The sequence below is a fragment of the Variovorax sp. V15 genome (assembly GCF_041154425.1).
Lineage (GTDB): Bacteria > Pseudomonadota > Gammaproteobacteria > Burkholderiales > Burkholderiaceae_C > Variovorax > Variovorax guangxiensis.
The window spans coordinates 5983745-6007190 of record NZ_AP028659.1; the positions used below are offsets into that span (position 1 = coordinate 5983745).

18 protein-coding genes and 5 tRNA genes are annotated in these 23446 nt (G+C 65.4%); all 23 read right to left on the minus strand.

The features are described from left to right. Positions 1-65 precede the first annotated feature (65 nt). Positions 66-141 (minus strand) — tRNA-Phe (locus tag ACAM57_RS28405). A 21-nt stretch (positions 142-162) separates the two neighbouring features. Beyond that, positions 163-864, minus strand: coding sequence for a response regulator (locus ACAM57_RS28410; RefSeq protein ID WP_126021684.1), 702 nt, complete (start codon positions 862-864; stop codon positions 163-165). A 90-nt stretch (positions 865-954) separates the two neighbouring features. Then, entirely contained in the window at positions 955-3288 is a 2334-nt protein-coding gene (locus ACAM57_RS28415) for an ATP-binding protein (RefSeq protein ID WP_369659764.1), read from the minus strand. Further along, positions 3285-3929: a DUF4390 domain-containing protein gene (locus ACAM57_RS28420; RefSeq protein ID WP_369659765.1), complete on the minus strand. Its 645-nt coding sequence runs from the start codon at positions 3927-3929 to the stop codon at positions 3285-3287. Before ACAM57_RS28420 ends, ACAM57_RS28415 begins: the two co-directional genes overlap by 4 nt. Continuing rightward, a complete protein-coding gene (gene rsmB / locus ACAM57_RS28425) occupies positions 3910-5292 on the minus strand; it encodes a 16S rRNA (cytosine(967)-C(5))-methyltransferase RsmB (RefSeq protein WP_184642750.1) in 1383 nt (460 codons plus the stop codon). Before rsmB ends, ACAM57_RS28420 begins: the two co-directional genes overlap by 20 nt. Before the next feature lie 110 nt (positions 5293-5402). After that, positions 5403-6011 (minus strand): lema family protein, encoded by a 609-nt coding sequence (locus tag ACAM57_RS28430; RefSeq protein ID WP_184642749.1) that lies wholly within the window; start codon positions 6009-6011, stop codon positions 5403-5405. A 112-nt stretch (positions 6012-6123) separates the two neighbouring features. Next, entirely contained in the window at positions 6124-10359 is a 4236-nt protein-coding gene (gene rpoC / locus ACAM57_RS28435) for a DNA-directed RNA polymerase subunit beta' (protein WP_184642748.1), read from the minus strand. A gap of 21 nt (positions 10360-10380) precedes the next feature. Beyond that, positions 10381-14505, minus strand: coding sequence for a DNA-directed RNA polymerase subunit beta (rpoB, locus tag ACAM57_RS28440; RefSeq protein ID WP_126021689.1), 4125 nt, complete (start codon positions 14503-14505; stop codon positions 10381-10383). A gap of 296 nt (positions 14506-14801) precedes the next feature. After that, positions 14802-15179 (minus strand): 50S ribosomal protein L7/L12, encoded by a 378-nt coding sequence (gene rplL / locus ACAM57_RS28445; RefSeq protein WP_369659766.1) that lies wholly within the window; start codon positions 15177-15179, stop codon positions 14802-14804. 45 nt (positions 15180-15224) lie between these two features. After that, the gene (gene rplJ, locus ACAM57_RS28450) at positions 15225-15758 is read right to left on the minus strand and encodes a 50S ribosomal protein L10 (protein WP_126021691.1); all 534 of its coding nucleotides are present in this window, start codon (positions 15756-15758) and stop codon (positions 15225-15227) included. Positions 15759-16011: 253 nt separating this feature from the next. Then, entirely contained in the window at positions 16012-16710 is a 699-nt protein-coding gene (gene rplA / locus ACAM57_RS28455) for a 50S ribosomal protein L1 (protein ID WP_126021692.1), read from the minus strand. Next, a complete protein-coding gene (gene rplK / locus ACAM57_RS28460; protein WP_093206996.1) occupies positions 16711-17142 on the minus strand; it encodes a 50S ribosomal protein L11 in 432 nt (143 codons plus the stop codon). It lies immediately after the preceding gene. A 137-nt stretch (positions 17143-17279) separates the two neighbouring features. Continuing rightward, positions 17280-17891: a transcription termination/antitermination protein NusG gene (gene nusG / locus ACAM57_RS28465; protein WP_126021693.1), complete on the minus strand. Its 612-nt coding sequence runs from the start codon at positions 17889-17891 to the stop codon at positions 17280-17282. Continuing rightward, on the minus strand, positions 17892-18275 hold the full coding sequence (gene secE, locus ACAM57_RS28470) for a preprotein translocase subunit SecE (protein WP_126021694.1): 384 nt from the start codon (positions 18273-18275) through the stop codon (positions 17892-17894). It lies immediately after the preceding gene. Positions 18276-18378: 103 nt separating this feature from the next. Continuing rightward, a tRNA-Trp gene (locus ACAM57_RS28475) sits at positions 18379-18454 on the minus strand. Positions 18455-18478: 24 nt separating this feature from the next. After that, the gene (gene tuf / locus ACAM57_RS28480; protein WP_093210122.1) at positions 18479-19672 is read right to left on the minus strand and encodes an elongation factor Tu; all 1194 of its coding nucleotides are present in this window, start codon (positions 19670-19672) and stop codon (positions 18479-18481) included. A gap of 73 nt (positions 19673-19745) precedes the next feature. Further along, positions 19746-19820: transfer RNA gene (locus ACAM57_RS28485), tRNA-Thr, on the minus strand. Between the two features lie 39 nt (positions 19821-19859). Further along, positions 19860-19933: transfer RNA gene (locus ACAM57_RS28490), tRNA-Gly, on the minus strand. A 64-nt stretch (positions 19934-19997) separates the two neighbouring features. Beyond that, positions 19998-20083, minus strand: a tRNA-Tyr gene (locus ACAM57_RS28495). Between the two features lie 109 nt (positions 20084-20192). Beyond that, complete coding sequence (locus tag ACAM57_RS28500; RefSeq protein ID WP_369659767.1) at positions 20193-20900, minus strand: uracil-DNA glycosylase; 708 nt, start codon at positions 20898-20900, stop codon at positions 20193-20195. Continuing rightward, positions 20897-21697, minus strand: coding sequence for an indole-3-glycerol phosphate synthase TrpC (trpC, locus tag ACAM57_RS28505; protein ID WP_369659768.1), 801 nt, complete (start codon positions 21695-21697; stop codon positions 20897-20899). Before trpC ends, ACAM57_RS28500 begins: the two co-directional genes overlap by 4 nt. A gap of 29 nt (positions 21698-21726) precedes the next feature. Next, positions 21727-22749 carry an anthranilate phosphoribosyltransferase gene (trpD, locus tag ACAM57_RS28510; protein WP_126025765.1) on the minus strand — a complete coding sequence of 341 codons (1023 nt, stop codon included), beginning with the start codon at positions 22747-22749 and terminating at the stop codon, positions 21727-21729. Positions 22750-22770: 21 nt separating this feature from the next. Continuing rightward, positions 22771-23436 carry a LysE family translocator gene (locus tag ACAM57_RS28515; protein ID WP_369659769.1) on the minus strand — a complete coding sequence of 222 codons (666 nt, stop codon included), beginning with the start codon at positions 23434-23436 and terminating at the stop codon, positions 22771-22773. Positions 23437-23446: the final 10 nt, after the last annotated feature.

Genomic DNA, 23446 nt, shown 5'->3' on the forward strand with positions numbered 1-23446 from the left:
GCCGCGCTGCCGAAGCATCACAAACTGAAAAGCCCCTGATTCCGTGAAGAATCAGGGGCTTGGATTGGTGGCCTGGGGCGGAATCGAACCACCGACACGCGGATTTTCAATCCGCTGCTCTACCAACTGAGCTACCGGGCCGTTGCTGTGTGCAGCCTCAGATTATACAGCGCTTCTGCGCCCTCTTGAAAGATCAACGCCAAGTTGTTTGAGCTTTCTGTAAAGATGGGTGCGTTCGAGGCCGGTTTTCTCGGCGACGCGGGTCATGGAGCCGTTCTCCATCGCCAGGTGGAACTCGAAGTACGCCTTCTCGAAGCCGTCGCGCGCGTCGCGCAGCGGGCGGTCGAGGTCGAAACTCTGGGTCGACTGCGGGCCGGTGTCGGCCACGGGCACGGAAGCCAGCGAGGCCATCAGCAGGCTGTCGCCGGTGGTCGTGATGGCGGTGGCCTGGCTGCCGGTGATCGGCGCGGGCACCACGCCTGCCGCCGCGCGGCGCGCGCTCTCGCGGGCCAGCCCCTGCTCCACCGCCTTGAGCAGCTTCTGCATGGTGATGGGCTTTTCGAGAAAGGCGAATGCGCCGATGCGCGTGGCGTCGACCGCCGTGTCGATGGTGGCGTGCCCGCTCATCATGATGACGGGCATGCTCAGGAGGCCGGCGGTGGACCACTCCTTGAGCAGCGTGACGCCGTCGGTATCGGGCATCCAGATGTCGAGCAGCACGAGATCGGGTCGTGCGCGCTGGCGCGCAGCGCGCGCTTCGGCCGCGTTCTCCGCGAGTTCCACGTTGTGGCCCTCGTCATTGAGAATTTCGAAGAGCAGGTCCCGGATGCCCAGCTCGTCATCGACCACGAGAATGTTTGCCATGAGTGCTGCTTGTTGTGTGCGCTGGTGTCCGCAATGGTATGTTGAGTCCTCTGGCCCATCCATCGCCTGTGCGACGGACATTCGTGCGGCTCAGGCGGCGGAAGACTTCGACGAATCTTCGGTGTGAGCGGCCGCTGCCCGCGGCTCGCTTGCCAGCGCGAATGATAGCGAGACTTGTGCCCCTGCTACAGCCCCATCGACGACGCGGTTCGAAAGCTCGATGCGCGCGCCGTGCTCGTCGGCGATCTTCTTGACGACGGCGAGTCCCAAACCTGTACCTTTTGTTTTCGTGGTGACGTAGGGCTCGAACGCGCGCTTGAGGATGTTCTCGGCGAAGCCCGGGCCACTGTCCTGCACGGTCAGGCGCACGCGCTGCCCCGAGTCGCCCAGCCGCGTCCGGATGGTGACCTCGCCCGCCTTGCCCGTTCCGCTCGCAGCGGCTTCCGCAGCGTCCTGCGCGTTTTGCAACAGGTTGTGTATGACCTGGCGGATCTGCTGCGCGTCGCCCCTGATGGGCGGGCAGCGCTCGTCGAGCTCGGAGCGCAGCGTGATCGGCAGGTTCTCAGCGCTGTAGAGCTGCAGCACGTCGGTCAGCAGGGCGTTCAGGTCGACCGGCTTGAGGTCGGCTGCGGGCAGGCGCGCGTAGTCGCGGAATTCGTTCACCAGCCGCTTCATCGCGTCGACCTGGTCGACGATGGTCTTCACCGACTTCACGAGCACGGCCTGCTCGGGCGGCTGGACCTTGCCCGAGAGCTTCATCTCGAGCCGTTCGGCCGAGAGCTGGATCGGCGTGAGCGGGTTCTTGATCTCGTGCGCGAGCCGCCGCGCGACCTCGCCCCAGGCCTGCGCGCGCTGGGCCGAGACGATCTCGGAGATGTCGTCGAACACCAGCAGCCGCGCGGCGCCTGGCAGCTCCGCGCCGCGCGCGACGATGTTGATGGCGCCGTCCTGCTGCGGCAGATCGGCACCGGAGGCATGCAGCTCGAAAGCGTGCTGCCAGTGGTCGAGGCCGTGCTGCATGCGCTCGACGAGAAAGTCCTCGAACTGCTGCTGCACCTTGGCGCCGAATTCGCCCAGCCCCGGGACCTCGATGAGCGGCCGGCCCTCGTAGGCCGCGAGCGGCGCGCGCAGCACGCGGGTCGCGCCCGGGTTGGTGGACAGCACGGTGCCCTTGGCATCGAGCACGATCACACCCGAGGTCAGGTTGTCGAGGATGGTCTGCAGGTTGGCGCGCGCCGCGTCGAGCTGGCCCATGGTCTTCTCGACCGCGCCGCGGGCATCGGCCAGCTGCTGCGTCATGACGGCGAAGGAGCGCGTGAGGCCGCCCAGCTCGTCCTTGCCCTGCAGCACAGCCGTGGGCCGCAGGTCGCCGGCCGCCACCTGCCGCACGCCTTCGGCCAGCACGAGCAGCGGCCGCGCGAGCTGGTTGCCGAAGAGCACGGCCAGCAGCACCGCGCCGAACACGGCGAGGAACAGGCTCAGCGTGAGCGTGCCGATGTACATGCGCCGCAGCCCTTCGCGCGCCAGCGCCCGTTCCTGGTATTCACGGTTGGCCTCCTGCACGGCCAGCGCGTTGGCGACCACGGCCGGCGGCAGTGGCCGCGTGACCTGCAGGTAACGCGGCGCGGTATCGAAGTCGAAGCCGGGCCGCTGCACCATCGCGAGCGCACGCACGCTCGCTGCCGGCGGGGTCGCGCCCGGCGCGGTGGTTTCGTCCAGCCCCTCGACGTGCGCGACGGCACGCTCGGGACGCACCTGCCGAAACTGCTGCTGTGTCGGCCGGTCGGGGTTGAGCTGGAACCGCGAGGTGCCGGCGCTGGCCACGAGCTGCCCGGAGCCGGTCCAGAGGATCACGTCGCTGGCCTCGAGCTGGTCGCGGATGCGCTCGAGCACCAGGCCGGCGCTCGCGTCGGGCACCTGCGCCAGTTGCGCGCTGGCGCTGCGCGTCTTGACGGCAAGGTCATCGGACAGCGAATCGAGCGTGGCCCGTCCGAGGTTCAGGCCGGCATCGAGCGCGCCTTCCACCTTGACGTCGAACCAGCTCTCGATCGAGCGCGCGACGAACTGGTAAGACACCACGTAGACCAGCGCCCCCGGCACCACCCCCACCAGCGCGAAGATGGCCGCCAGCTTGATGAGCAGCCGGCTGCCGAACTTGCCCTGCCGCAGCCGCCGCAGCAGGCGAAAGGCGACCCAGCCGATCACCAGCACCAACAGCACCGCCACCACGACGTTGATGCCGAAGAGGCGCACGTAGTAGCGCTCGTACAGCGCGCGGTTGTTGGTGGCCTGCGCCAGCAGGAACATCAGCACGAGACCGATTGCGGTGACCAGCGCGGCGCCGACGCCGATGGCCCAGCGCCTGGCCCGCGCGCGGCTCGCGGCGGACGAGGCCGCCGTGCCGCTGCGCGCCGGAGTGCTCACTTCTGCTTCTCCAGCGGAAGCTTGGCCGTGCGCTCGACGGCGATGTTCCAGTCGGCCTGGCCGACCACGCCGATCTGGAACGGACGCGGCAGCTGCGAGGTGTCGAGCCTGAAGCGGAAGGTGACCTGGTGCTGCGGGTCGTCGCCGATCTCGGCCAGGTCGCCCATGCGCAGGCGGCCGACGCGCTTGATGGCGTCGAGCGCGTCGCCGAGGGTGTCGAAGTTCTGGTTCAGCGAGATGCCCAGGCCTGCTGCACCGGTCATGGGCGCCGCCGACACGTTGAGCCGCCAGCGGCGCGTGAGCGGCTGGTAGGCCAGCCGCATGTGGCGCGTGACCTGCGCGACCTTGCGGTCGGTCCAGTACCAGCGCTCCTGGAAGAGCTCGGCCTCGGCCACGAAATAGATGGCGATGCCCTTGTCGAGCACCTCCTCGACCAGCGAGGGCAGCTCGAACTGCACGGCGGCGCTGAAGTAGACGCCATCGTCGGCCTGCTCCAGCCGCATCTGGGTGATGGTGGCGCCGCTGCGCCCCTGGGCGAAGGCCGCAGCCGGCAGGAGGGACATGCAGATCGCCCAGAACCAGAGCAGGACGGGCAGCGACAGGAACAGCCAGCGCCGTCGCTCAACGAGGACGCTTTTCAAGCAGGGCGTAGAAAAAGCCGTCGTGGTCACCAGAGGCATTGTCCGGGACGCCACGAGCATTCGACCCGCTTTGGGGCAGCAAATGGCCCGGCGACGGCAGCAATCGTGCGTTGGTGTTGTGTACAAGAAACGCATCAATTTGTTGCGAGCCCTCTTCGCGAAACACGGAGCAAGTGCAGTAAAGAAGTCGCCCGCCGGGCCGCACCAGCGGCCACAGGGCGGCCAGGAGCGTGGCCTGCTGGGCGGCGAGCTGGGCCGTGTCGCTCTCGCGGCGCAGCCAGCGCACGTCGGGATGGCGCCTCACGATGCCGGACGCCGTGCACGGCGCGTCGAGCAGGATGGCGTCGAAAGGCGTGCCGTCCCACCACTGGTCGGTCCGGGCGGCGTCGGCGACGAGCACCTTGGCCTGAAGCCCGAGGCGGGCCAGGGTGTCGTCGATGCGGCGGCTGCGGGCGGCATCGACTTCCAGGGCGGTGACCTCGATGGCGCCGGTGCCCGCCATTTCGAGCAGATGCGCGGTCTTGCCTCCGGGGGCGGCGCAGGCGTCGAGCACGCGCAGGGGCTGCGCTTTCTCCGGCAGCAGGCCCTCGAGCAGCAGCGGTGCGGCCATCTGCGCGGCCGCGTCCTGCACCGAGCAGGCACCGTCGGCAAAACCGGGCAGCTGCTGCACGGGCCGGGCGCGCGCCAGTTGCAGGCCGCTCGGGCCCACGCGCGTCGCGGCCAGGCCGGCGGTTTCGAGTTCGGTCAGGTAGGAGGCCGCTGTCGTCCTGAGGACATTGACCCGCAACGTCATCGGCGCCTGCGCGTTGTCGGCGGCCAGCACCCGCTGCCAATCGCGCGGATGGTCGCGCTTGAGGCGCTCGATCCACCAGCGCGGGTGGTTCCACTGCGCGACGGGTTCCGAGTCGGTGGCGGCCACGAGCTCGTCGCGTTCGCGCAGGAAGCGCCGCAGGCAGGCGTTGATGAAGCTGGCCTGCGCCCGCGTGGCGGGATTGCGCTTGGCGGCCTCGACGGCCTGGTCGACCAGGGTGAACGGCTCGTAGGGAGCGTGCTCCGCATTCCAGGCGAGTGCCAACGCGGTGCACAGCAGCGCATCGGGCAGGGGCGGCGGCGTGCGCTTGGCCAGGTGGCGGCGCAGCGCCTCGGCGCGGCCGAGCCAGCGCAGCACCTGGAAGCCGAGCGATTGCACGCCGGGCCGCAGCGCGGGCTCGACGGCCTCGAAGGCCACGGAGCCCGACGTGCCGGCGCGGATCGACGCCAGCGCCGCCGCCGTCAGTTGCAGCTGGCGCCAGAGCGGGGGTTGTTGCAGGGGCGGCGTGTCGCCAGGGCCTCTGCGAGAGGGGTCGGAGGGTAGTTCTGACAAGTTGGAGGCGATGGTAACGGGCCGGCCAAAAGCCGGACTTCGTACATGGAAAGAGAGCGACAGGAAATACCACTGCGGCCGTGGCGGCCCGGATCACAGGCCGGCGCCGCTCAAAGCAGCGGTGCCGCCGGACGCAGACGCACGGCCCATGCCACCAGCAAGGCCGGAAACTGGGCGATGGCGGCGTTGTATTGCGCCACCGCCTGGTTGAACTGGCTGCGCGCGATCTCCGCCGCGGCGGAGGGTTCGGGCCAGCCGATGGGCTCCGCCGTGCCGGGCACCATGCTTGTCGCGCCGGGCAGCAGCTGTGCGGGCCGCGACAACGTGCCATCGGCGTCGAACACGGTCACCTGGTCGGGATGCTGCCGCTGCCAGGCGCCGATCCAGACCTGCAGCGCGGTCGCCAGCGCCGCCATGCCGCCGACGTCGAGCGGGCGCAGCCGGGTTGCGCCCAGCAGGGTCGCGAGCTGCGCCGTTGCGGCCTGCAGCGGCGCGATGGACGACAGCGATTCGCCGGTCGGCGCCGCCTCGGTCTGCGGGCCGGCCGCGATGCTGGCCTGCACGAAGTCGAGCTGCTTGCCCAGCGCCGCATCGAGCTGGCCATAGGCCTGCAGCACGGCCGCGCGAAGGCGTACCAGCCGGTTGTAGGCGCCGACAAACCAGAAGAGCAGGACCGCGACCGCGATCCAGCCGGCCAGCGATTCGGGCAATACGCTCATCGACGACAAGGCCTCATCAAGCAATCAATCACAGGGAACAAATGAAAACGCCCCCCGACCGGGGCCGGTCGGGGGGCGTGGTGTACCGGTCATGGCCGGTGATGCTAACCAGTTATTCGGTCGCAGCGCCTTCGCTGGCGTCCGCCGTGCTGGCGGCAGCATCGGCTTCACCGGAACCGGCCAGTTCGGCCGCTTCCGATTCGGCGATGGCGCGGCGCTCGGCCTCGTCCATGGCGTCCTTGACCTTGCGTGCCTGGTGGTACGCCATGCCGGTGCCCGCGGGGATCAGGCGGCCGACGATGACGTTTTCCTTCAGGCCGCGCAGCTCGTCGCGCTTGCCCATGATCGCGGCTTCGGTCAGCACGCGCGTCGTTTCCTGGAACGAAGCGGCCGAGATGAACGAGTCGGTCGACAGCGATGCCTTCGTGATACCCAGCAGCAGGTTGGTGAACGTCGCGGGGATCTTGCCTTCGGCGCGCAGGGCGTCGTTGGTGTTGAGCATCTCGCTGCGTTCGATCTGTTCGCCGGCGATGTAGCTGGTGTCGCCCGGGTTGTCGACCACGACGCGGCGCAGCATCTGGCGAACGATCACCTCGATGTGCTTGTCGTTGATCTTCACGCCCTGCAGGCGGTACACGTCCTGCACTTCGTCCACGATGTAGCGCGCCAGTTCTTCCGAACCCAGCAGGCGCAGGATGTCCTGCGGGTCCGCCGGGCCGTCGACCACCGATTCGCCCTTGTTCACCACCTGGCCTTCGTGCACCAGGATGTTCTTTTCCTTCGGCACGAGGTCTTCCCAGACCGTGCCTTCCGGATCGGTGATCTGCAGGCGGATCTTGCCCTTCGTTTCCTTGCCGAACGACACGGTGCCGGTCATTTCGGCCAGCATGCCCTTGTCCTTCGGCGAACGGGCTTCGAACAGCTCGGCAACGCGCGGCAGACCGCCGGTGATGTCGCGGGTCTTCTGGCCTTCGACCGGAATACGCGCCAGCACTTCGCCGGGGCCCACGTCCTGGCCGTCACGCACCTGCACCAGCGCGCCGATCGGGAAGCCGATCGTCACCGAGTGGTCGGTGCCCGGGATCTTCACTTCGGCGCCGGAGGCGTCGATGAGCTTCACCTGCGGACGCACGACCTTGGCGGCGCCGCGGCGCTTCGGGTCGATCACGACCAGGGTCGAAAGACCGGTCACTTCGTCCACCTGCTTGGCGACCGTGAGGCCTTCCTCGACGTTCTCGAACTGCGTCTTGCCGGCGAATTCCGTGATGATCGGGCGGGTCAGCGGGTCCCAGTTGGCCAGGACGTGGCCAGCCTTGATCTGCTGGTCGGCCTTGACCGTCAGGGTCGCGCCGTACGGCACCTTGTGGCGCTCGCGCTCGCGGCCGTGCTCGTCGTGGATGATGATTTCACCCGAACGCGAGATCACGACCAGCTCGCCCTTGCTGTTGGTCACGTAGCGCATCGTGGCGTTGAAGCCGATCGAGCCGTTCGACTTGGCTTCCACGCTCGAGGCGATGGCGGCGCGCGAAGCGGCACCACCGATGTGGAAGGTACGCATCGTCAGCTGCGTGCCGGGTTCGCCGATGGACTGGGCGGCGATCACACCGACGGCTTCGCCGATGTTGATCAGGCCGCCGCGGCCCAGGTCGCGGCCGTAGCAGGTCGAGCAGATGCCGAAGCGGGTCTCGCAGGTCAGCGCGGTGCGCACCTTGACCTCGTCGACGCCTTGCGCTTCCAGCGACTCGATGGTGTCCTCGTCGAACATCTCGCCGGCCTTCAGCAGCACGGCGCGGTTTTCCGGGTGCAGCACGTCGTCGGCAGCGGTACGGCCGAGGATACGGTCGCGCAGCGATTCGATGACTTCACCGCCTTCGACGATGGCGCGCATCAGGTAGCCGCCGTGCGTGCCGCAGTCCTGCTCGGTCACGACCAGGTCCTGCGTCACGTCGACCAGACGACGGGTCAGGTAGCCCGAGTTCGCCGTCTTCAGCGCCGTGTCGGCCAGACCCTTACGGGCACCGTGGGTGGAGATGAAGTACTCCAGCACGTTCAGGCCTTCGCGGAAGTTCGCGGTAATGGGCGTCTCGATGATCGAGCCGTCAGGCTTGGCCATCAGGCCGCGCATGCCGGCCACCTGGCGGATCTGGGCCGCGGAACCGCGGGCGCCCGAGTCGGCCATCATGTAGATCGAGTTGAAGGACTCCTGCTCGACTTCCTTGCCGTTGCGGTCGATGACCTTCTGCTTCGACAGCTTGGCCATCATCACCTTCGACACTTCGTCGCCGGCCTTGCCCCAGATGTCCACCACCTTGTTGTAGCGCTCGCCGGAGGTCACGAGACCGGAGACGTACTGCTGCTCGATCTCCTTCACTTCCTTGGCCGAGCGCTCGATGATGCCGTGCTTCTCCGAAGGCACCAGCATGTCGTCGATGGCGATCGAGATGCCGGCCTTGGTTGCCAGGCGGAAGCCGTTCTGCAGCAGCTTGTCTGCGAAGACGACGGTTTCCTTCAGGCCGCACTTGCGGAACGAGACGTTGATGAGCTTGGAGATTTCCTTCTTCTTCAGCGCCTTGTTGATGTTCGAGAACGGCAGGCCCTTCGGCAGGATCTCGGACAGCAGCGCGCGGCCCACGGTGGTGTCCACGAGCGAGGTCGACGGCACGAATTCGCCGGTTTCCTTGTTCTTTGTGTACTCCGTGATGCGCACCGCCACCTTGGCGGTGAGTTCGACTTCGTTGGCGTCGAGCGCGCGCTGGACTTCGCCGATGTCGGAGAAGACCAGGCCTTCGCCCTTGCCGTTGATGCGGTCGCGGGTCGTGTAGTACAGGCCCAGCACCACGTCCTGCGAGGGAACGATCGACGGTTCGCCCGAAGCCGGGAACAGCACGTTGTTGGACGCCAGCATCAGCGTGCGGGCTTCCATCTGCGCTTCCACCGACAGCGGCACGTGGACGGCCATCTGGTCGCCGTCGAAGTCGGCGTTGAAAGCCGCGCAGACGAGCGGGTGCAACTGGATCGCCTTGCCTTCGATCAGGATCGGCTCGAAGGCCTGGATGCCCAGGCGGTGCAGCGTCGGAGCGCGGTTCAGCATGACCGGGTGCTCCTTGATGACCTCTTCCAGGATGTCCCAGACCACCGGCGTGCCCGATTCGACTTCCTTCTTGGCAGCCTTGATCGTGGTCGCGATGCCCATGGCTTCGAGGCGCGAGAAGATGAAGGGCTTGAACAGCTCGAGCGCCATCAGCTTCGGCAGGCCGCACTGGTGCAGCTTGAGCGTCGGGCCCACCACGATGACCGAACGGCCCGAGTAGTCGACGCGCTTGCCCAGCAGGTTCTGGCGGAAGCGGCCGCTCTTGCCCTTGATCATGTCGGCCAGCGACTTCAGCGCGCGCTTGTTGGCGCCCGTCATGGCCTTGCCGCGGCGGCCGTTGTCCAGCAGCGAGTCGACGGCTTCCTGCAGCATCCGCTTCTCGTTGCGCGCGATGATTTCCGGAGCCTTCAGCTCCAGCAGGCGGCGCAGGCGCGAGTTGCGGTTGATGACGCGGCGGTACAGGTCGTTCAGGTCGGAGGTCGCGAAGCGGCCGCCGTCCAGCGGCACCAGCGGACGCAGGTCCGGCGGCAGCACGGGCAGCACGTCGAGCACCATCCACTCGGGCTTGATGCCCGACTTGCGGAAGGCTTCCAGCACCTTCAGGCGCTTGGAGTTCTTCTTGACCTTGACTTCGGAGCCGGTCAGGTCGCCGCGCAGGCGTTCGATCTCGCTGTCGAGTTCGATGCCTTCCAGCAGGTCCTTGATGCCTTCGGCGCCCATCTTGGCGACGAACTCGTCACCGTATTCCTTGCGCTTCGCGTCGTAGTCGTCCTCGGACATGATGCCGAACTTCTTCAGCGGGGTCATGCCGGGGTCGGTGATCACGTAGGCTTCGAAGTACAGCACGCGCTCGATGTCGCGCAACGTCATGTCGAGCACGAGGCCCAGGCGCGACGGCAGCGACTTCAGGAACCAGATGTGGGCGCAGGGCGCGGCCAGGTCGATGTGACCCATGCGCTCGCGGCGCACCTTGGTCTGCGTGACTTCGACGCCGCACTTCTCGCAGATCACGCCGCGGTGCTTCAGGCGCTTGTACTTGCCGCACAGGCACTCGTAGTCCTTGATGGGGCCGAAGATCTTCGCGCAGAAGAGGCCGTCGCGCTCGGGCTTGAACGTGCGGTAGTTGATCGTCTCGGGCTTCTTCACCTCGCCGAAGGACCACGAACGGATCTTCTCGGGCGAAGCCATGCCGATCTTGATGGCATCGAAATGCTCATCGGGCGTGAATTGCTTGAACAGGTCGAGTAGCGATTTCATAAGACTCTTTCCCTTTTCAAATTAGGAACGCTCGAGCTCGATGTCGAGACCCAGCGAACGGATTTCCTTGACCAGCACGTTGAACGACTCCGGCATGCCGGCTTCGATCGAGTGCTCGCCCTTGACGATGCTCTCGTACACCTTGGTACGGCCTTGCACGTCGTCGGACTTCACGGTCAGCATTTCCTGCAGGACGTAGGAAGCGCCGTAGGCTTCGAGCGCCCACACTTCCATTTCCCCGAAACGCTGGCCGCCGAACTGCGCCTTGCCGCCCAGGGGCTGCTGCGTGACCAGCGAGTACGGGCCGGTCGAGCGGGCGTGCATCTTGTCGTCCACCAGGTGATGCAGCTTCAGGAAGTGCATGTAGCCGACGGTGACGGGACGCTCGAACTGGTCGCCGGTGCGGCCGTCGAACAGGTAGGCCTGCGTGCGGCTCTCGGTCAGGCCCTTGGCCTTGGCGATGTCGTCCGGATAGGCCAGCTTCAGCATGCCGCGGATTTCCTCTTCCGAGGCACCGTCGAACACCGGCGTCGCGAAGGTCGCGCCGTTCTGCAGGTTGCCGGCCATCTCGAGCAGTTCGGTGTCGCTCAGCGAGGCGATGTTCTCCTGACGGCCCGAGCCGTTGTACAGCTGCTCCATGAACTTGCGCAGCTCGGCCACCTTGGCCTCCTGCTGCAGCAGGTCGCCGATGCGCTGGCCCACGCCCTTGCCGGCCCAGCCCAGGTGCACTTCGAGAACCTGGCCCACGTTCATCCGCGAGGGCACGCCCAGCGGGTTCAGGCAGATGTCGCACGGCGTGCCGTCGGCCATGTGGGGCATGTCCTCGACCGGAACGATCTTCGACACCACACCCTTGTTGCCGTGGCGGCCGGCCATCTTGTCGCCGGGCTGCAGGCGGCGCTTGACGGCCAGGTAGACCTTGACCATCTTGAGCACGCCAGCGGGCAGCTCGTCGCCCTGCGTGAGCTTCTTGCGCTTTTCTTCGAACGCGAGGTCGAAGCTGTGGCGCGTCTGCTCCAGCGAGTTCTTGATCGACTCGAGCTGCGTCGCCACTTCGTCTTCCGCCGGGCGGATGTCGAACCAGTGGAACTTCTCGACCGACGACAGGTAGGCCTTGTCGAGCTTGGTGCCCTTGGCCAGCTTGTTCGGGCCGCCGTTGGCGACCTTGCCGGTCAGCAGCTTCTCGATACGGTCGAACGCGTCGGCTTCGACGATGCGAAGCTGGTCGTTCAGGTCGAGGCGGAAGCGCTTGAGTTCGTCGTCGATGATCTGCTGGGCGCGCTTGTCGCGCTGGATGCCTTCGCGGGTGAACACCTGCACGTCGATCACGGTGCCCTGCGAGCCCTGGTCCACGCGCAGCGAGGTGTCCTTCACGTCGGAAGCCTTCTCGCCGAAGATGGCGCGAAGCAGCTTCTCTTCAGGCGTCAGCGTGGTCTCGCCCTTCGGCGTGACCTTGCCCACCAGCGTGTCGCCCGGCTGCACTTCGGCGCCGACATAGATGATGCCGGACTCGTCGAGGCGGTTGAGCTGCTGCTCGGCCAGGTTCGGGATGTCGCGCGTGATTTCTTCGGCGCCCAGCTTCGTGTCGCGGGCCATCACCACCAGTTCCTCGATGTGGATCGAGGTGTAGCGGTCTTCGGCGACGACGCGTTCCGAGATCAGGATCGAGTCTTCGAAGTTGTAGCCGTTCCAGGGCATGAACGCGATCAGCATGTTCTGGCCGAGAGCCAGTTCGCCGAGGTCGGTCGATGCGCCGTCGGCCACCACGTCGCCCTTGGCGATCTTGTCGCCGCGCTTGACGATGGGGCGCTGGTGGATGTTGGTGTTCTGGTTCGAACGCTGATACTTGATCAGGTTGTAGATGTCCACACCGACTTCACCGGCAGCCGCTTCGGCGTCGTTCACGCGCACCACGACACGGGTCGCGTCGACATAGTCGACGATACCGCCGCGGGTGGCCGTGACCACGGTGCCCGAGTCGACCGCGGAGACGCGCTCGATACCGGTACCGACCATCGGCTTCTCCGGACGCAGCACCGGCACGGCCTGGCGCTGCATGTTGGCGCCCATCAGCGCGCGGTTCGCGTCGTCGTGCTCGAGGAACGGCACGAGCGATGCGGCCACCGACACGATCTGCGCGGGCGACACGTCCATGTACTGGATGCGCTCCGCGCCGACCAGGATCGATTCGCCGGCTTCGCGGGCGGAGACCAGGTCGCCGGTCAGCTTGCCGTCCTTGTCCAGGGCCGCGTTGGCCTGGGCGATGACGTACTTGCCTTCCTCGATGGCCGACAGGTAGTCGATCTCGTTGGTGACCTTGCCGTCGACCACGCGACGGTACGGCGTCTCGATGAAGCCGTATTCGTTCAGGCGGGCGTACAGGGCCAGCGAGTTGATCAGGCCGATGTTCGGGCCTTCAGGCGTTTCGATCGGGCACACGCGGCCGTAGTGGGTCACGTGCACGTCGCGCACTTCGAAGCCGGCACGTTCGCGCGTCAGACCACCCGGGCCAAGGGCCGACACGCGGCGCTTGTGGGTGATCTCGGACAGCGGGTTCGTCTGGTCCATGAACTGCGACAGCTGCGAGGCGCCGAAGAACTCCTTCAGGGCGGCCGAGATCGGCTTGCTGTTGATCAGGTCGTGCGGCATCAGCGGCTCTTGCTCCGCCTGGCCCAGACGCTCCTTCACGGCCTTCTCGATGCGGGCCAGGCCGGTGCGGTACTGGTTCTCGGCCAGTTCGCCCACGCAGCGCACGCGACGGTTGCCCAGGTGGTCGATGTCGTCGACTTCGCCGTTGCCGTTGCGCAGGTCCACGAGGATCTTGACCACGGCCAGGATGTCCTCGTTGGTCAGCACCATCGGGCCGGTCGACTCGTCGCGGCCGACCTTGGCGTTGAACTTCATGCGGCCGACGCGCGACAGGTCGTACGTGTCCGGGTTGTAGAACAGGCGCTGGAACAGGGCCTGCACGGCGTCTTCCGTCGGCGGCTCGCCGGGGCGCATCATGCGGTAGATGGCCACGCGGGCGGCGAACTCGTCCACGGTTTCGTCGATGCGCAGGGTCTGCGAGATGTACGCGCCCTGGTCGAGTTCGTTCGTGTAGATGACCTGCACGTCCTGCACGCCGGCCGTGCGCAGCTTCTTCAGCAGCGACTCGGTCAGCTCGTCGTTGGCCTTGGCCAGAATCTCGCCGGAATCGGCATCGACGATGTTGCGGGCGATCACGCGGCCGATCAGGAAGTCTTCCGGCACGCTGATGTGCGTGGTGCCGCCCTGCTCGAGCTCACGCGTATGGCGCGCGGTGACGCGCTTGTCCTTGGCGACCACGACCTTGCCCGACTTGTCGGTGATGTCGAAGCGCGCGACTTCGCCGCGCAGGCGCTCGGAGACGAACTCCATCTGCGCGCCGCTGTCCATCAGGCGGAAGTTGTCGTTCACGAAGAAGTTCGCGAGGATCGATTCCGGGTTCAGGCCGATGGCCTTCAGCAGGATCGTCACCGGCATCTTGCGGCGACGGTCGACGCGGAAGTACAGCATGTCCTTCGGGTCGAACTCGAAGTCGAGCCACGAACCGCGGTAGGGGATCACGCGGGCGGAGAACAGCAGCTTGCCCGAGCTGTGCGTCTTGCCCTTGTCGTGCTCGAAGAACACGCCCGGCGAACGGTGCAGCTGCGACACGATCACGCGCTCGGTACCGTTGATGATGAACGAACCCTTGTCCGTCATGAGCGGCACTTCGCCCATATAGACCTCTTGTTCCTTCACTTCCTTGACCACCTTCGACTGCGAGGTCGACGACTCGCGGTCATAGATGATGAGCTGCACCTTGGCGCGCACGGCCGACGCGAAGGTCAGGCCGCGGGTCTGGCATTCGCGCACGTCGAACGCCGGCTTCGCCAGGTTGTACTCGAGGAACTTCATCTCGACGAAACCGTTGTGCGAGACGATCGGGAAGGCAGCGTCGAACGCGGCCTGCAGGCCTTCGACGGTACGTTGTTTCGGGGGGATGCCGGCTTGCAGGAACGCGGTGTATGCGTCTTTCTGCATCTGCAGCAGGTAGGGGATTTCGACGACGCTGTCGCGATTGCCGAAACTTTTTCGGATGCGCTTGCGTTCGGTGTAACTGTACGCGGACGATTGGGCCATGAGAGCTCCGGTGCTTGAGATCTTCAGCGACTTGTCAGCAGTGCCTGGGCACCACTGCTTGGCGGCTGGCCACTACCAGCCGTTGGCGGACAGCGATGCGTTGCACATCGCCCGAACCAAGGGGTCTTCTGCAGTCGGGGTCAGAAGACACTCAAAAATCCCGCCTCGTTTTGGCTTTTCCGGAGCCCTTTGGGCCTCCGGGAAAGCCGGCAACGAGCCGGCTTTTGAGTGCGCTCTGAAAGCGGCAAAGGCTGGAGGGCCTTTTCAGGCACCTCCAGCCCTCCAGGGGGTCTGAATTACTTCAGTTCCACCTTGGCGCCGGCTTCTTCCAGCTTCTTCTTGGCGGCTTCAGCGTCAGCCTTCGACAGGCCTTCCTTGACAGCCTTGGGAGCGGCTTCCACCAGGTCCTTGGCTTCCTTGAGGCCCAGGCCGGTGATTTCGCGCACTGCCTTGATCGCCGAAACCTTGTTCGCGCCAGCATCCATCAGCATGACGTTGAACTCGGTCTTCTCTTCGACTGCAGCAGCAGCGGCACCGCCACCACCAGCAGCCGGAGCGGCCATTGCAGCGGCGCTCACGCCGAACTTCTCTTCGATGGCCTTGACCAGGTCGTTGAGTTCCAGGACCGTCATGCTGTCGAGCGCGGTCAGAAATGCGTCTTTATCGAATGCCATTTTTGTTTCCTAACAATTGGGTTGAATGTTTCAAACGCAAGCTGCTCAAGCAGCCTGTGCTTCTGCCGGGGCATCGGCGGGTGCAGCTTCGCCACCACCACGCTTCTCGGCCAGCGCCGCGAGAACGCGGGCGGTACGAGAGATCGGGGATTGCATCAAGCCCAGCAGTTGAGCCAGCAGCACTTCCTTCGAAGGGATGTTGGCCAGTTGCTTCACGCCTTCGACGTCCAGGGCCTTGCCACCGAATGCGCCACCGCGAATGACCAGCTTGTCGTTGGTCTTCGCGAAATCGGCCACCACCTTGGCGGCGGCCACAGCGTCTTCGGAGAAGCCATAGATCAGCGGACCGGTCATCTGGTCGCCGACGACCTCGAACGCGCTACCGGCGACAGCACGGCGGGCCAGCGTGTTCTTCAGAACACTCAGGCTCACACCCTTGCTGCGCGCTTCGTTGCGCAGTTTGGTCATATCGGCAACCGTGATGCCACGGTATTCCGCCATCACGAGCGTTTGAGCTTTTGCGGCGAGGCTGGTCACATCGTTGATGACCGCTTCTTTCTCACTGCGATTCAGACTCAAGGTCTACTCCTTTAAATGCGATCTTCGGCAGGGGCCTGGATCGCGCTTCATGCAGCGACCAACTGTCAGGAACAAAAAATCAACTTTCTCGATTCCTTGCAGTGGGGTCGCCATCTGCGCTGGATACCGGACGGGAAGGTCCGGCGTTTAAGTGCAGCACCCTGCACACCAGCGGTCTTGGATGGCCCGCGGCAACCGAAGCCGCCACGACCCACCACATCCGCCCCACCCTTGCGAGGTGGAGCAAATCTCTTTAGCTCGCCGAGATGGTTTGCGTGTCCACGCGGACACCCAGACCCATGGTCGACGACACAGCCACCTTGCGCAGGTACACGCCCTTGCTGGTCGCGGGCTTGGCCTTGACCAGAGCTTCGATCAGCGCAGCGAGGTTGCCCTGCAGCTTGTCGTTGTCGAACGAGCGGCGACCGATCGTGCCGTGCACGATACCGGCCTTGTCGACGCGGAACTGGACCTGGCCGGCCTTGGCGTTCTTCACGGCCGTGGCGACGTCCGGGGTCACGGTGCCGACCTTCGGGTTCGGCATCAGGCCGCGCGGACCCAGCACCTGACCGAGCGTACCGACGACGCGCATGGCGTCCGGTGCGGCGATCACGACGTCGAAGGGCATGTCGCCAGCCTTGACCATGGCAGCCAGGTCGTCCATGCCGACGATGTCGGCGCCGGCGGCCTTGGCTTCTTCTGCCTTGGCGCCTTGGGCGAACACGGCGACGCGCTTGGTCTTGCCGGTGCCGTTGGGCAGCACGACGGCGCCACGCACGACCTGGTCCGACTTCTTGGCGTCGATGCCGAGCTGCACGGCCACGTCGATCGATTCGTCGAACTTGGCGGTGGCGGCTTCCTTGACGATGGTGATCGCGTCAGCCAGCGGGTACAGCTTGGTGCTGTCGACCTTGCCTTCGAGCGACTTCTGCTTCTTGGTGATCTTGGCCATTTACACGCCCTCCACATTCACGCCCATCGAACGGGCCGTACCGGCGATGGTGCGAACCGCGGCGTCCATGTCGGCGGCGGTCAGGTCCTTCATCTTGGTCTTTGCGATCTCTTCGAGCTGCGCGCGCGTGATCTTGCCGACCTTGTCGGTGTGCGGACGTGCGGAACCCTTCTCGAGCTTGATCGCCTTCTTGATCAGCACGCCAGCGGGCGGCGACTTGATGATGAAGGTGAAGCTCTTGTCGGCGAAAGCGGTGATGACCACCGGCAGCGCCAGACCCGGCTCGTAGCTCTGCGTCTGGGCGTTGAACGCCTTGCAGAATTCCATGATGTTCAGACCGCGCTGACCGAGTGCAGGACCGATCGGCGGGGACGGGTTGGCCTTACCAGCTGGCACTTGCAGCTTGATGAAGCCGACGATTTTCTTCGCCATGCTTTTTGCTCCTTGCGGGTGATATCGCTTCGGCTTGCGGCCGAGGCTCCCCGGGGTTAAACGACTCTTCGATCAAGGCCGCGCGCCGAGTCGGACAACGCGCAGCCGGGAATGGTTCGGACCTCGCGGTCCGGGGCTCAGGTCTTCTCGACCTGGCCGAATTCGAGTTCCACAGGCGTCGCGCGGCCGAAGATCATGACCGACACGCTGACCTTGCTCTTCTCGTAGTTGACTTCCTCGACGGTGCCGTTGAAGTCGGTGAACGGGCCTTCCTTGACGCGCACGAATTCGCCGACGGTGAATTCGATCTTGTGGCGCGGCTTCTCCGTGCCCTGCTGCATCTGGCTGACGATGTCTTCGACCTCTTTCTGCGAGATCGGGGCCGGCCGGTTCTTGGCGCCGCCCACGAAACCCGTCACCTTGTTGGTGTGCTTCACCAGGTGCCAGCTCTCGTCGTCCATGATCATTTCGACCAGAACGTAGCCCGGGAAGAAGCGACGCTCGGTGGTGCGCTTCTGGCCATTCTTGATCTCGACCACTTCTTCGGTCGGGACCAGGATGCGGCCGAACTTGTCCTGCATGCCGGCGCGGTTGATGCGCTCGGTGATGTTGCGCTCGACGGCTTTTTCCATGCCCGAATAGGCATGCACCACGTACCAACGCAGATCAGGGTTGGCGGCAGGAGCCAGCACGGACGTGCCTTCTTCCTCCGGCGCGCCCGGCGTGGTTTCAACTGCGTCGTCAGTCATCTACTTTCTCCAGCCCAGAATGAGGTCGAAAAATACCCACTCGAGCGTCTTGTCGGTCAGCCAGAGAAAGACGGACATGATCGCCACGAAGGCGAACACGTAGGCCGTCATCTGCATCGCCTCCTTGCGGGTCGGCCAGACGACCTTCCTGACTTCGCGCCACGAATCGCGGCCGAACGCCCAAAGCTGGCGGCCATTCTCCGAACTACCGAAAACAACCACAGCCGCCGCCAGACCGACCAGCAGCGCAGCCCATTGCACCAGCGAGCCCTGGCGCGCCAGCAGATAGAACGCCACGATGGCGCCCACTGCCAGCACCACCGCCGCAGCCAGTTTGGCCTTGTCGGCGCCGGTGCTCACCGTTTCGATTTGAGAAGTGGCCATGTTCGGCTGATTTCCTGTGACCCTGAGGCCTTCAATTCAATGCGTCTCTTGAGACGCCGAAGCCCGTCGGGACGCGACGGGCTTTTCGGAGTGCCACCTTAAGTGGCAGGGGCAGTAGGAATCGAACCTACAACCTTCGGTTTTGGAGACCGACGCTCTGCCAATTGAGCTATACCCCTCCGGTACTCTTCGCGCCCGCCGTATTACAGGTCGAGGATCTTCGCCACGACGCCCGAACCCACGGTGCGGCCGCCTTCGCGGATGGCGAAGCGCAGGCCTTCTTCCATGGCGATCGGAGCGATCAGCTTCACGGTGATGCTGACGTTGTCGCCGGGCATGACCATTTCCTTGTCCTTGGGCAGCTCGATCGCGCCGGTCACGTCCGTCGTGCGGAAGTAGAACTGCGGACGGTAGTTGTTGAAGAACGGCGTGTGACGGCCGCCTTCATCCTTCGACAGAACGTACACCTCGGCGGTGAAATGCGTGTGCGGCTTGATCGAGCCGGGCTTGCACAGCACCTGGCCGCGCTCGACTTCTTCGCGCTTCGTGCCGCGCAGCAGCACGCCGACGTTGTCGCCAGCCTGGCCCTGGTCCAGCAGCTTGCGGAACATTTCCACGCCGGTGCAGGTGGTCTTGACCGTCGGGCGGATGCCCACGATTTCGATTTCTTCACCGACCTTGATCACGCCGCGCTCGACGGCGCCGGTCACCACCGTGCCGCGACCCGAGATCGAGAACACGTCTTCCACGGGCATCAGGAACGTGCCGTCCACGGCGCGCTCGGGCGTCGGGATGTACGTGTCCAGGGCTTCGGCCAGCTTCATGATCGAGCCTTCGCCGAGCTCGCCCTTGTCGCCTTCCAGGGCCAGCTTGGCCGAGCCGTGGATGATGGGGGTGTCGTCGCCGGGGAATTCGTACTTGTCGAGGAGTTCGCGGACTTCCATCTCGACCAGCTCGAGCAGCTCCTTGTCGTCGACCATGTCGCACTTGTTCAGGAACACGATGATGTAGCCCACGCCCACCTGGCGAGCCAGCAGGATGTGTTCACGGGTCTGGGGCATCGGGCCGTCGGCGGCCGAGCACACCAGGATCGCGCCGTCCATCTGGGCGGCGCCGGTGATCATGTTCTTCACGTAGTCGGCGTGGCCGGGGCAGTCGACGTGTGCGTAGTGGCGGTTGGCCGTTTCGTACTCGACGTGCGCGGTGTTGATCGTGATGCCGCGTGCCTTTTCTTCAGGCGCAGCGTCGATCTGGTCGTAGGCCTTGGCTTCGCCGCCGAACTTCGACGACAGCACCGTTGCGATCGCAGCCGTCAGCGTGGTCTTGCCATGGTCGACATGACCGATCGTGCCCACGTTCACGTGCGGCTTGGTGCGGGTGAATTTACCTTTTGCCATTTTTCGACTCCGAAAAAAACGTTTCCAACGTATGCAGATGGGTTGCAATGCAGCTTTTGCAACCCCCAAAAACTGGTGCCCTTTGCGGGAATCGGACCCGCGACCTCTCCCTTACCAAGGGAGTGCTCTACCACTGAGCCAAAAGGGCTTTATCTAACCATTCGCTTCCGGCGCCGAACCGGGTCTCTGGAGCGGGAGACGGGAATCGAACCCGCGTCATCAGCTTGGAAGGCTGGGGTTCTACCATTGAACTACTCCCGCATCAGGAGCACTCGAGGCACCCAAAGCGCGAAATCCAAACGCTCTTAGAAACCAAATTCATCGCTGGTGGAGAGGGCTGGATTCGAACCAGCGTACTCGTAAGAGGGCAGATTTACAGTCTGCTGCCATTAACCACTCGGCCACCTCTCCGGCGAACCTCGAAATATAGCACGGTTTTGTGACTACCCGGAAACCCATGCATCAACAAAGATGCAGGAAAACCGCTCGAGGCGTTAGCCCACGATTATCGCCTAAGTTTTCACCCCTCCGACCGCTGCGCCTCCCGCCAAGCGCGCGCTTCGCCGAAATGACCGCAGCCGATGAACGGCACGGGCGGCCGTTGAGCCGAAAGAGGCGACGGATGATTCGACATCAGCACCTTATGGCGCCCAACATCGATCAACGCCCGCTTACTCTGAGCATGAGAGCCCCACAGCATAAAAACAACAGGTTTAGCGCCGTTTGAAACATGCCGAATGACGACATCCGTCAGCACCTCCCAGCCACGCCCGGAATGGCTGGCTGGCTGGGCCTCCTCGACCGTCAGGCAGGTGTTCAGCAGCAGCACGCCATGCGTGGCCCACTTCACCAGGCTGCCGCCCGGATTCGGAAACGGCGGCGGCGCAGTCCCCAGGTCGCGCTGCAATTCCTTGAAGATGTTGCGCAGCGACGGCGGCAGCGCCACGCCGGGCGCCACGGAAAACGCAAGCCCCTCGGCCTGGCCGCGCCCGTGATACGGATCCTGCCCCAGGATCACCACGCGCACGTCTTCCGGCGGCGTGAGTTCCAGCGCCCTCAGCGGCTGCGGCGGAAAGATCACGGCGCCAGCGTCAAGCCGCTCGCGCAGGAAGTCTTGCAGCTTCCGCCCCACGGCACTGCCGAAGAACTCGTCGACCAGCGGCTGCCAGCCCGGGGCCACCGGCCAGTCGGCCGGATTGCTGCTCGACAGCTGATCGGGCCGGCTCATTTGAACAATGCAGCGAGGGCCTCGCCGGGTTCCTTGGCGCGCATGAAAGCCTCGCCGACCAGGAAGGCGTTGACGCCGGCCGCGCGCAAGGTGGCCACGTCCTCGCGCGTGCCGATGCCCGACTCAGTCACCGGCAGGCGATCGGCAGGCAGCTTCGGCAGCAGATCGATGGTCGCCTGTATCGACACCTCGAAGTTGCGCAGATTGCGGTTGTTGATCCCGATCAGCGCCGTCTTCAGCCCGAGCGCGCGGTCCAGCTCGGCCGCGTCGTGCACCTCCACCAACACCGCCATGCCCAGCCCGCGCGCGATGGCTTCGTAGTCCTTCATCTGCGCGTCGTCGAGGCAGGCGGCAATCAGCAGGATCGCGTCGGCGCCTATCGCGCGCGACTCGTACACCTGGTACGCATCGACGATGAAATCCTTGCGCAGCACCGGCAGCTCGCACGAGGCGCGCGCCTGCTTGAGATAGTCCACGCCGCCCTGGAAGAACTGCTTGTCGGTCAGCACCGAGAGGCAGGCCGCGCTGATCTCGCCATCGCCCTCGGCGTAGCTTTGCGCGATGTCGGCCGGAATGAAGTCCGCGCGCAGCACACCCTTGCTCGGGCTGGCCTTCTTGACTTCGGCGATCACCGCGGCCTGGCCTGCCGCGATCTTGGCTCGCAGCGCGCCTTCGAAGTCGCGCGTCAGCACGCGGCTCTCGGCGTCGAAGCGCACGGCTTCGAGCGGCGTGCGCTTCAGTGCCGCGGCCACTTCCTGGCGCTTGACGGCAACGATCTTGTCGAGGATGTCGGACATGACTTCTGGGTTTCCTGTTCTCTTGAAGCTCAGACGGTCGAGGAGGCCTTGACCAGCTCCGCCAGCTTGGCCTTTGCCGCGCCCGAGGCGATGGCGGCGCGCGAGCGCTCCACGCCCGCCTGCACCGAGTCGACCACGTTCGCCGCGTAAAGCGCCGCCCCGGCGTTCAGCAGCACGATGTCTAGCGCCGGGCCGGCCTGATTGTCGAGCACGGCCAGCAGCATCGCCTTCGACTGTTCAGGCGTTTCCACGCGCAGCGCGCGGTTGCTCGACATCTGGAAGCCGAAGTCCTCGGGATGCAGCTCGTATTCGCGGATCTCGCCATCCTTCAGCTCGCCCACCATGGTCGCCGCGCCGAGCGAGATCTCGTCCATGCCGTCGCGCCCGTAGACCACCACCGCATGTTCGGCACCGAGCCGCTGCAGCGCACGCACCTGGATGCCCACGAGGTCGGGGTGGAACACGCCCATCAGGATGTTCGGAGCGCCGGCCGGGTTGGTCAGCGGCCCGAGGATATTGAAGATGGTCTTGATGCCCAGCTCCTTGCGAACCGGCGCGACGTTCTTCATCGCCGGATGATGGTTCGGCGCGAACATGAAGCCGATGCCGCACTCCTCGATGGAGCGCGCGATCTGCTCGGGCTTGAGGTTGATGTTCACCCCCAGCGACTCCAGCACGTCGGCGCTGCCCGACTTGCTCGACACGCTGCGCCCGCCGTGCTTGCTCACCTTGGCGCCCGCGGCGGCGGCCACGAACATCGAGCAGGTCGAGATGTTGAAGGTGTGCGAGCCGTCGCCGCCCGTGCCCACGATGTCCACGAGGTTCGTCGTGTCCTTCACCGGCACCTTGGTCGACACCTCGCGCATCACCTGCGCGGCGGCGGTGATCTCGCCGATGGTTTCCTTCTTCACGCGCAGGCCGGTGATCAGCGCGGCCATCATCACGGGCGAGCACTCGCCGCTCATGATGAGGCGCACGATGTGCAGCATCTCGTCGTGGAAGACCTCGCGGTGCTCGATGGTGCGCTGCAGCGCTTCCTGGGGGGTGATCATGGAAAGTCTCCTCGAAAAGAATCAGCGGCCGACGCGAACGGCGGCGGGCGCGTCGGTGAACGCGAGCTTGAGGCCGAAGCCGATGAACAGCACGCCGGCGGCGCGGTCGAGCCAGTGCATGCCCTTGCGCACAGCACTGCGGCGCGCCATCCAGCCCGCCGCCAGCGCCCATCCCACGTTGACGGGAACGGCGTTGAGATTGAACAGCACGCCCAGCAGCACGAAGGCCAGCGCCGTGTTGCCGGTGCCCGGCGCAATGAACTGCGGCACGAAGGCCAGGAAGAACAGCGCGACCTTCGGGTTGAGCACGTTGGTCCAGAAGCCGCCCACGAAGATCGCCTTGAGGCTGCGTTCCCCGCTCACCGCCGCGGCGGCAGCGTCGAGATCGGCGGGCGGCGTGGCGCGCGACATCAGCATGCGCACGCCAAGGTACAGCAGGTAGGCCGCGCCGATGTACTTGAGCACGGTGAAGGCCCCGACAGAAGTCGCCATCAGCGTGCCCACGCCGATGGCGGCAGCGAAGACGTGCACGAAGCACCCTGTCGTAATGCCCAGCCCGGCCATGATGCCGGCGCGCGCGCCCGAACGCAGCGAATTCGTGACCACGTACAGCACGTCGGGCCCCGGCGTGAGGTTCAGCAGCCAGCCGGCGGCGATGAATGCGAGCAGATGCGGAAGATCGGGCATCGCGTTCCCG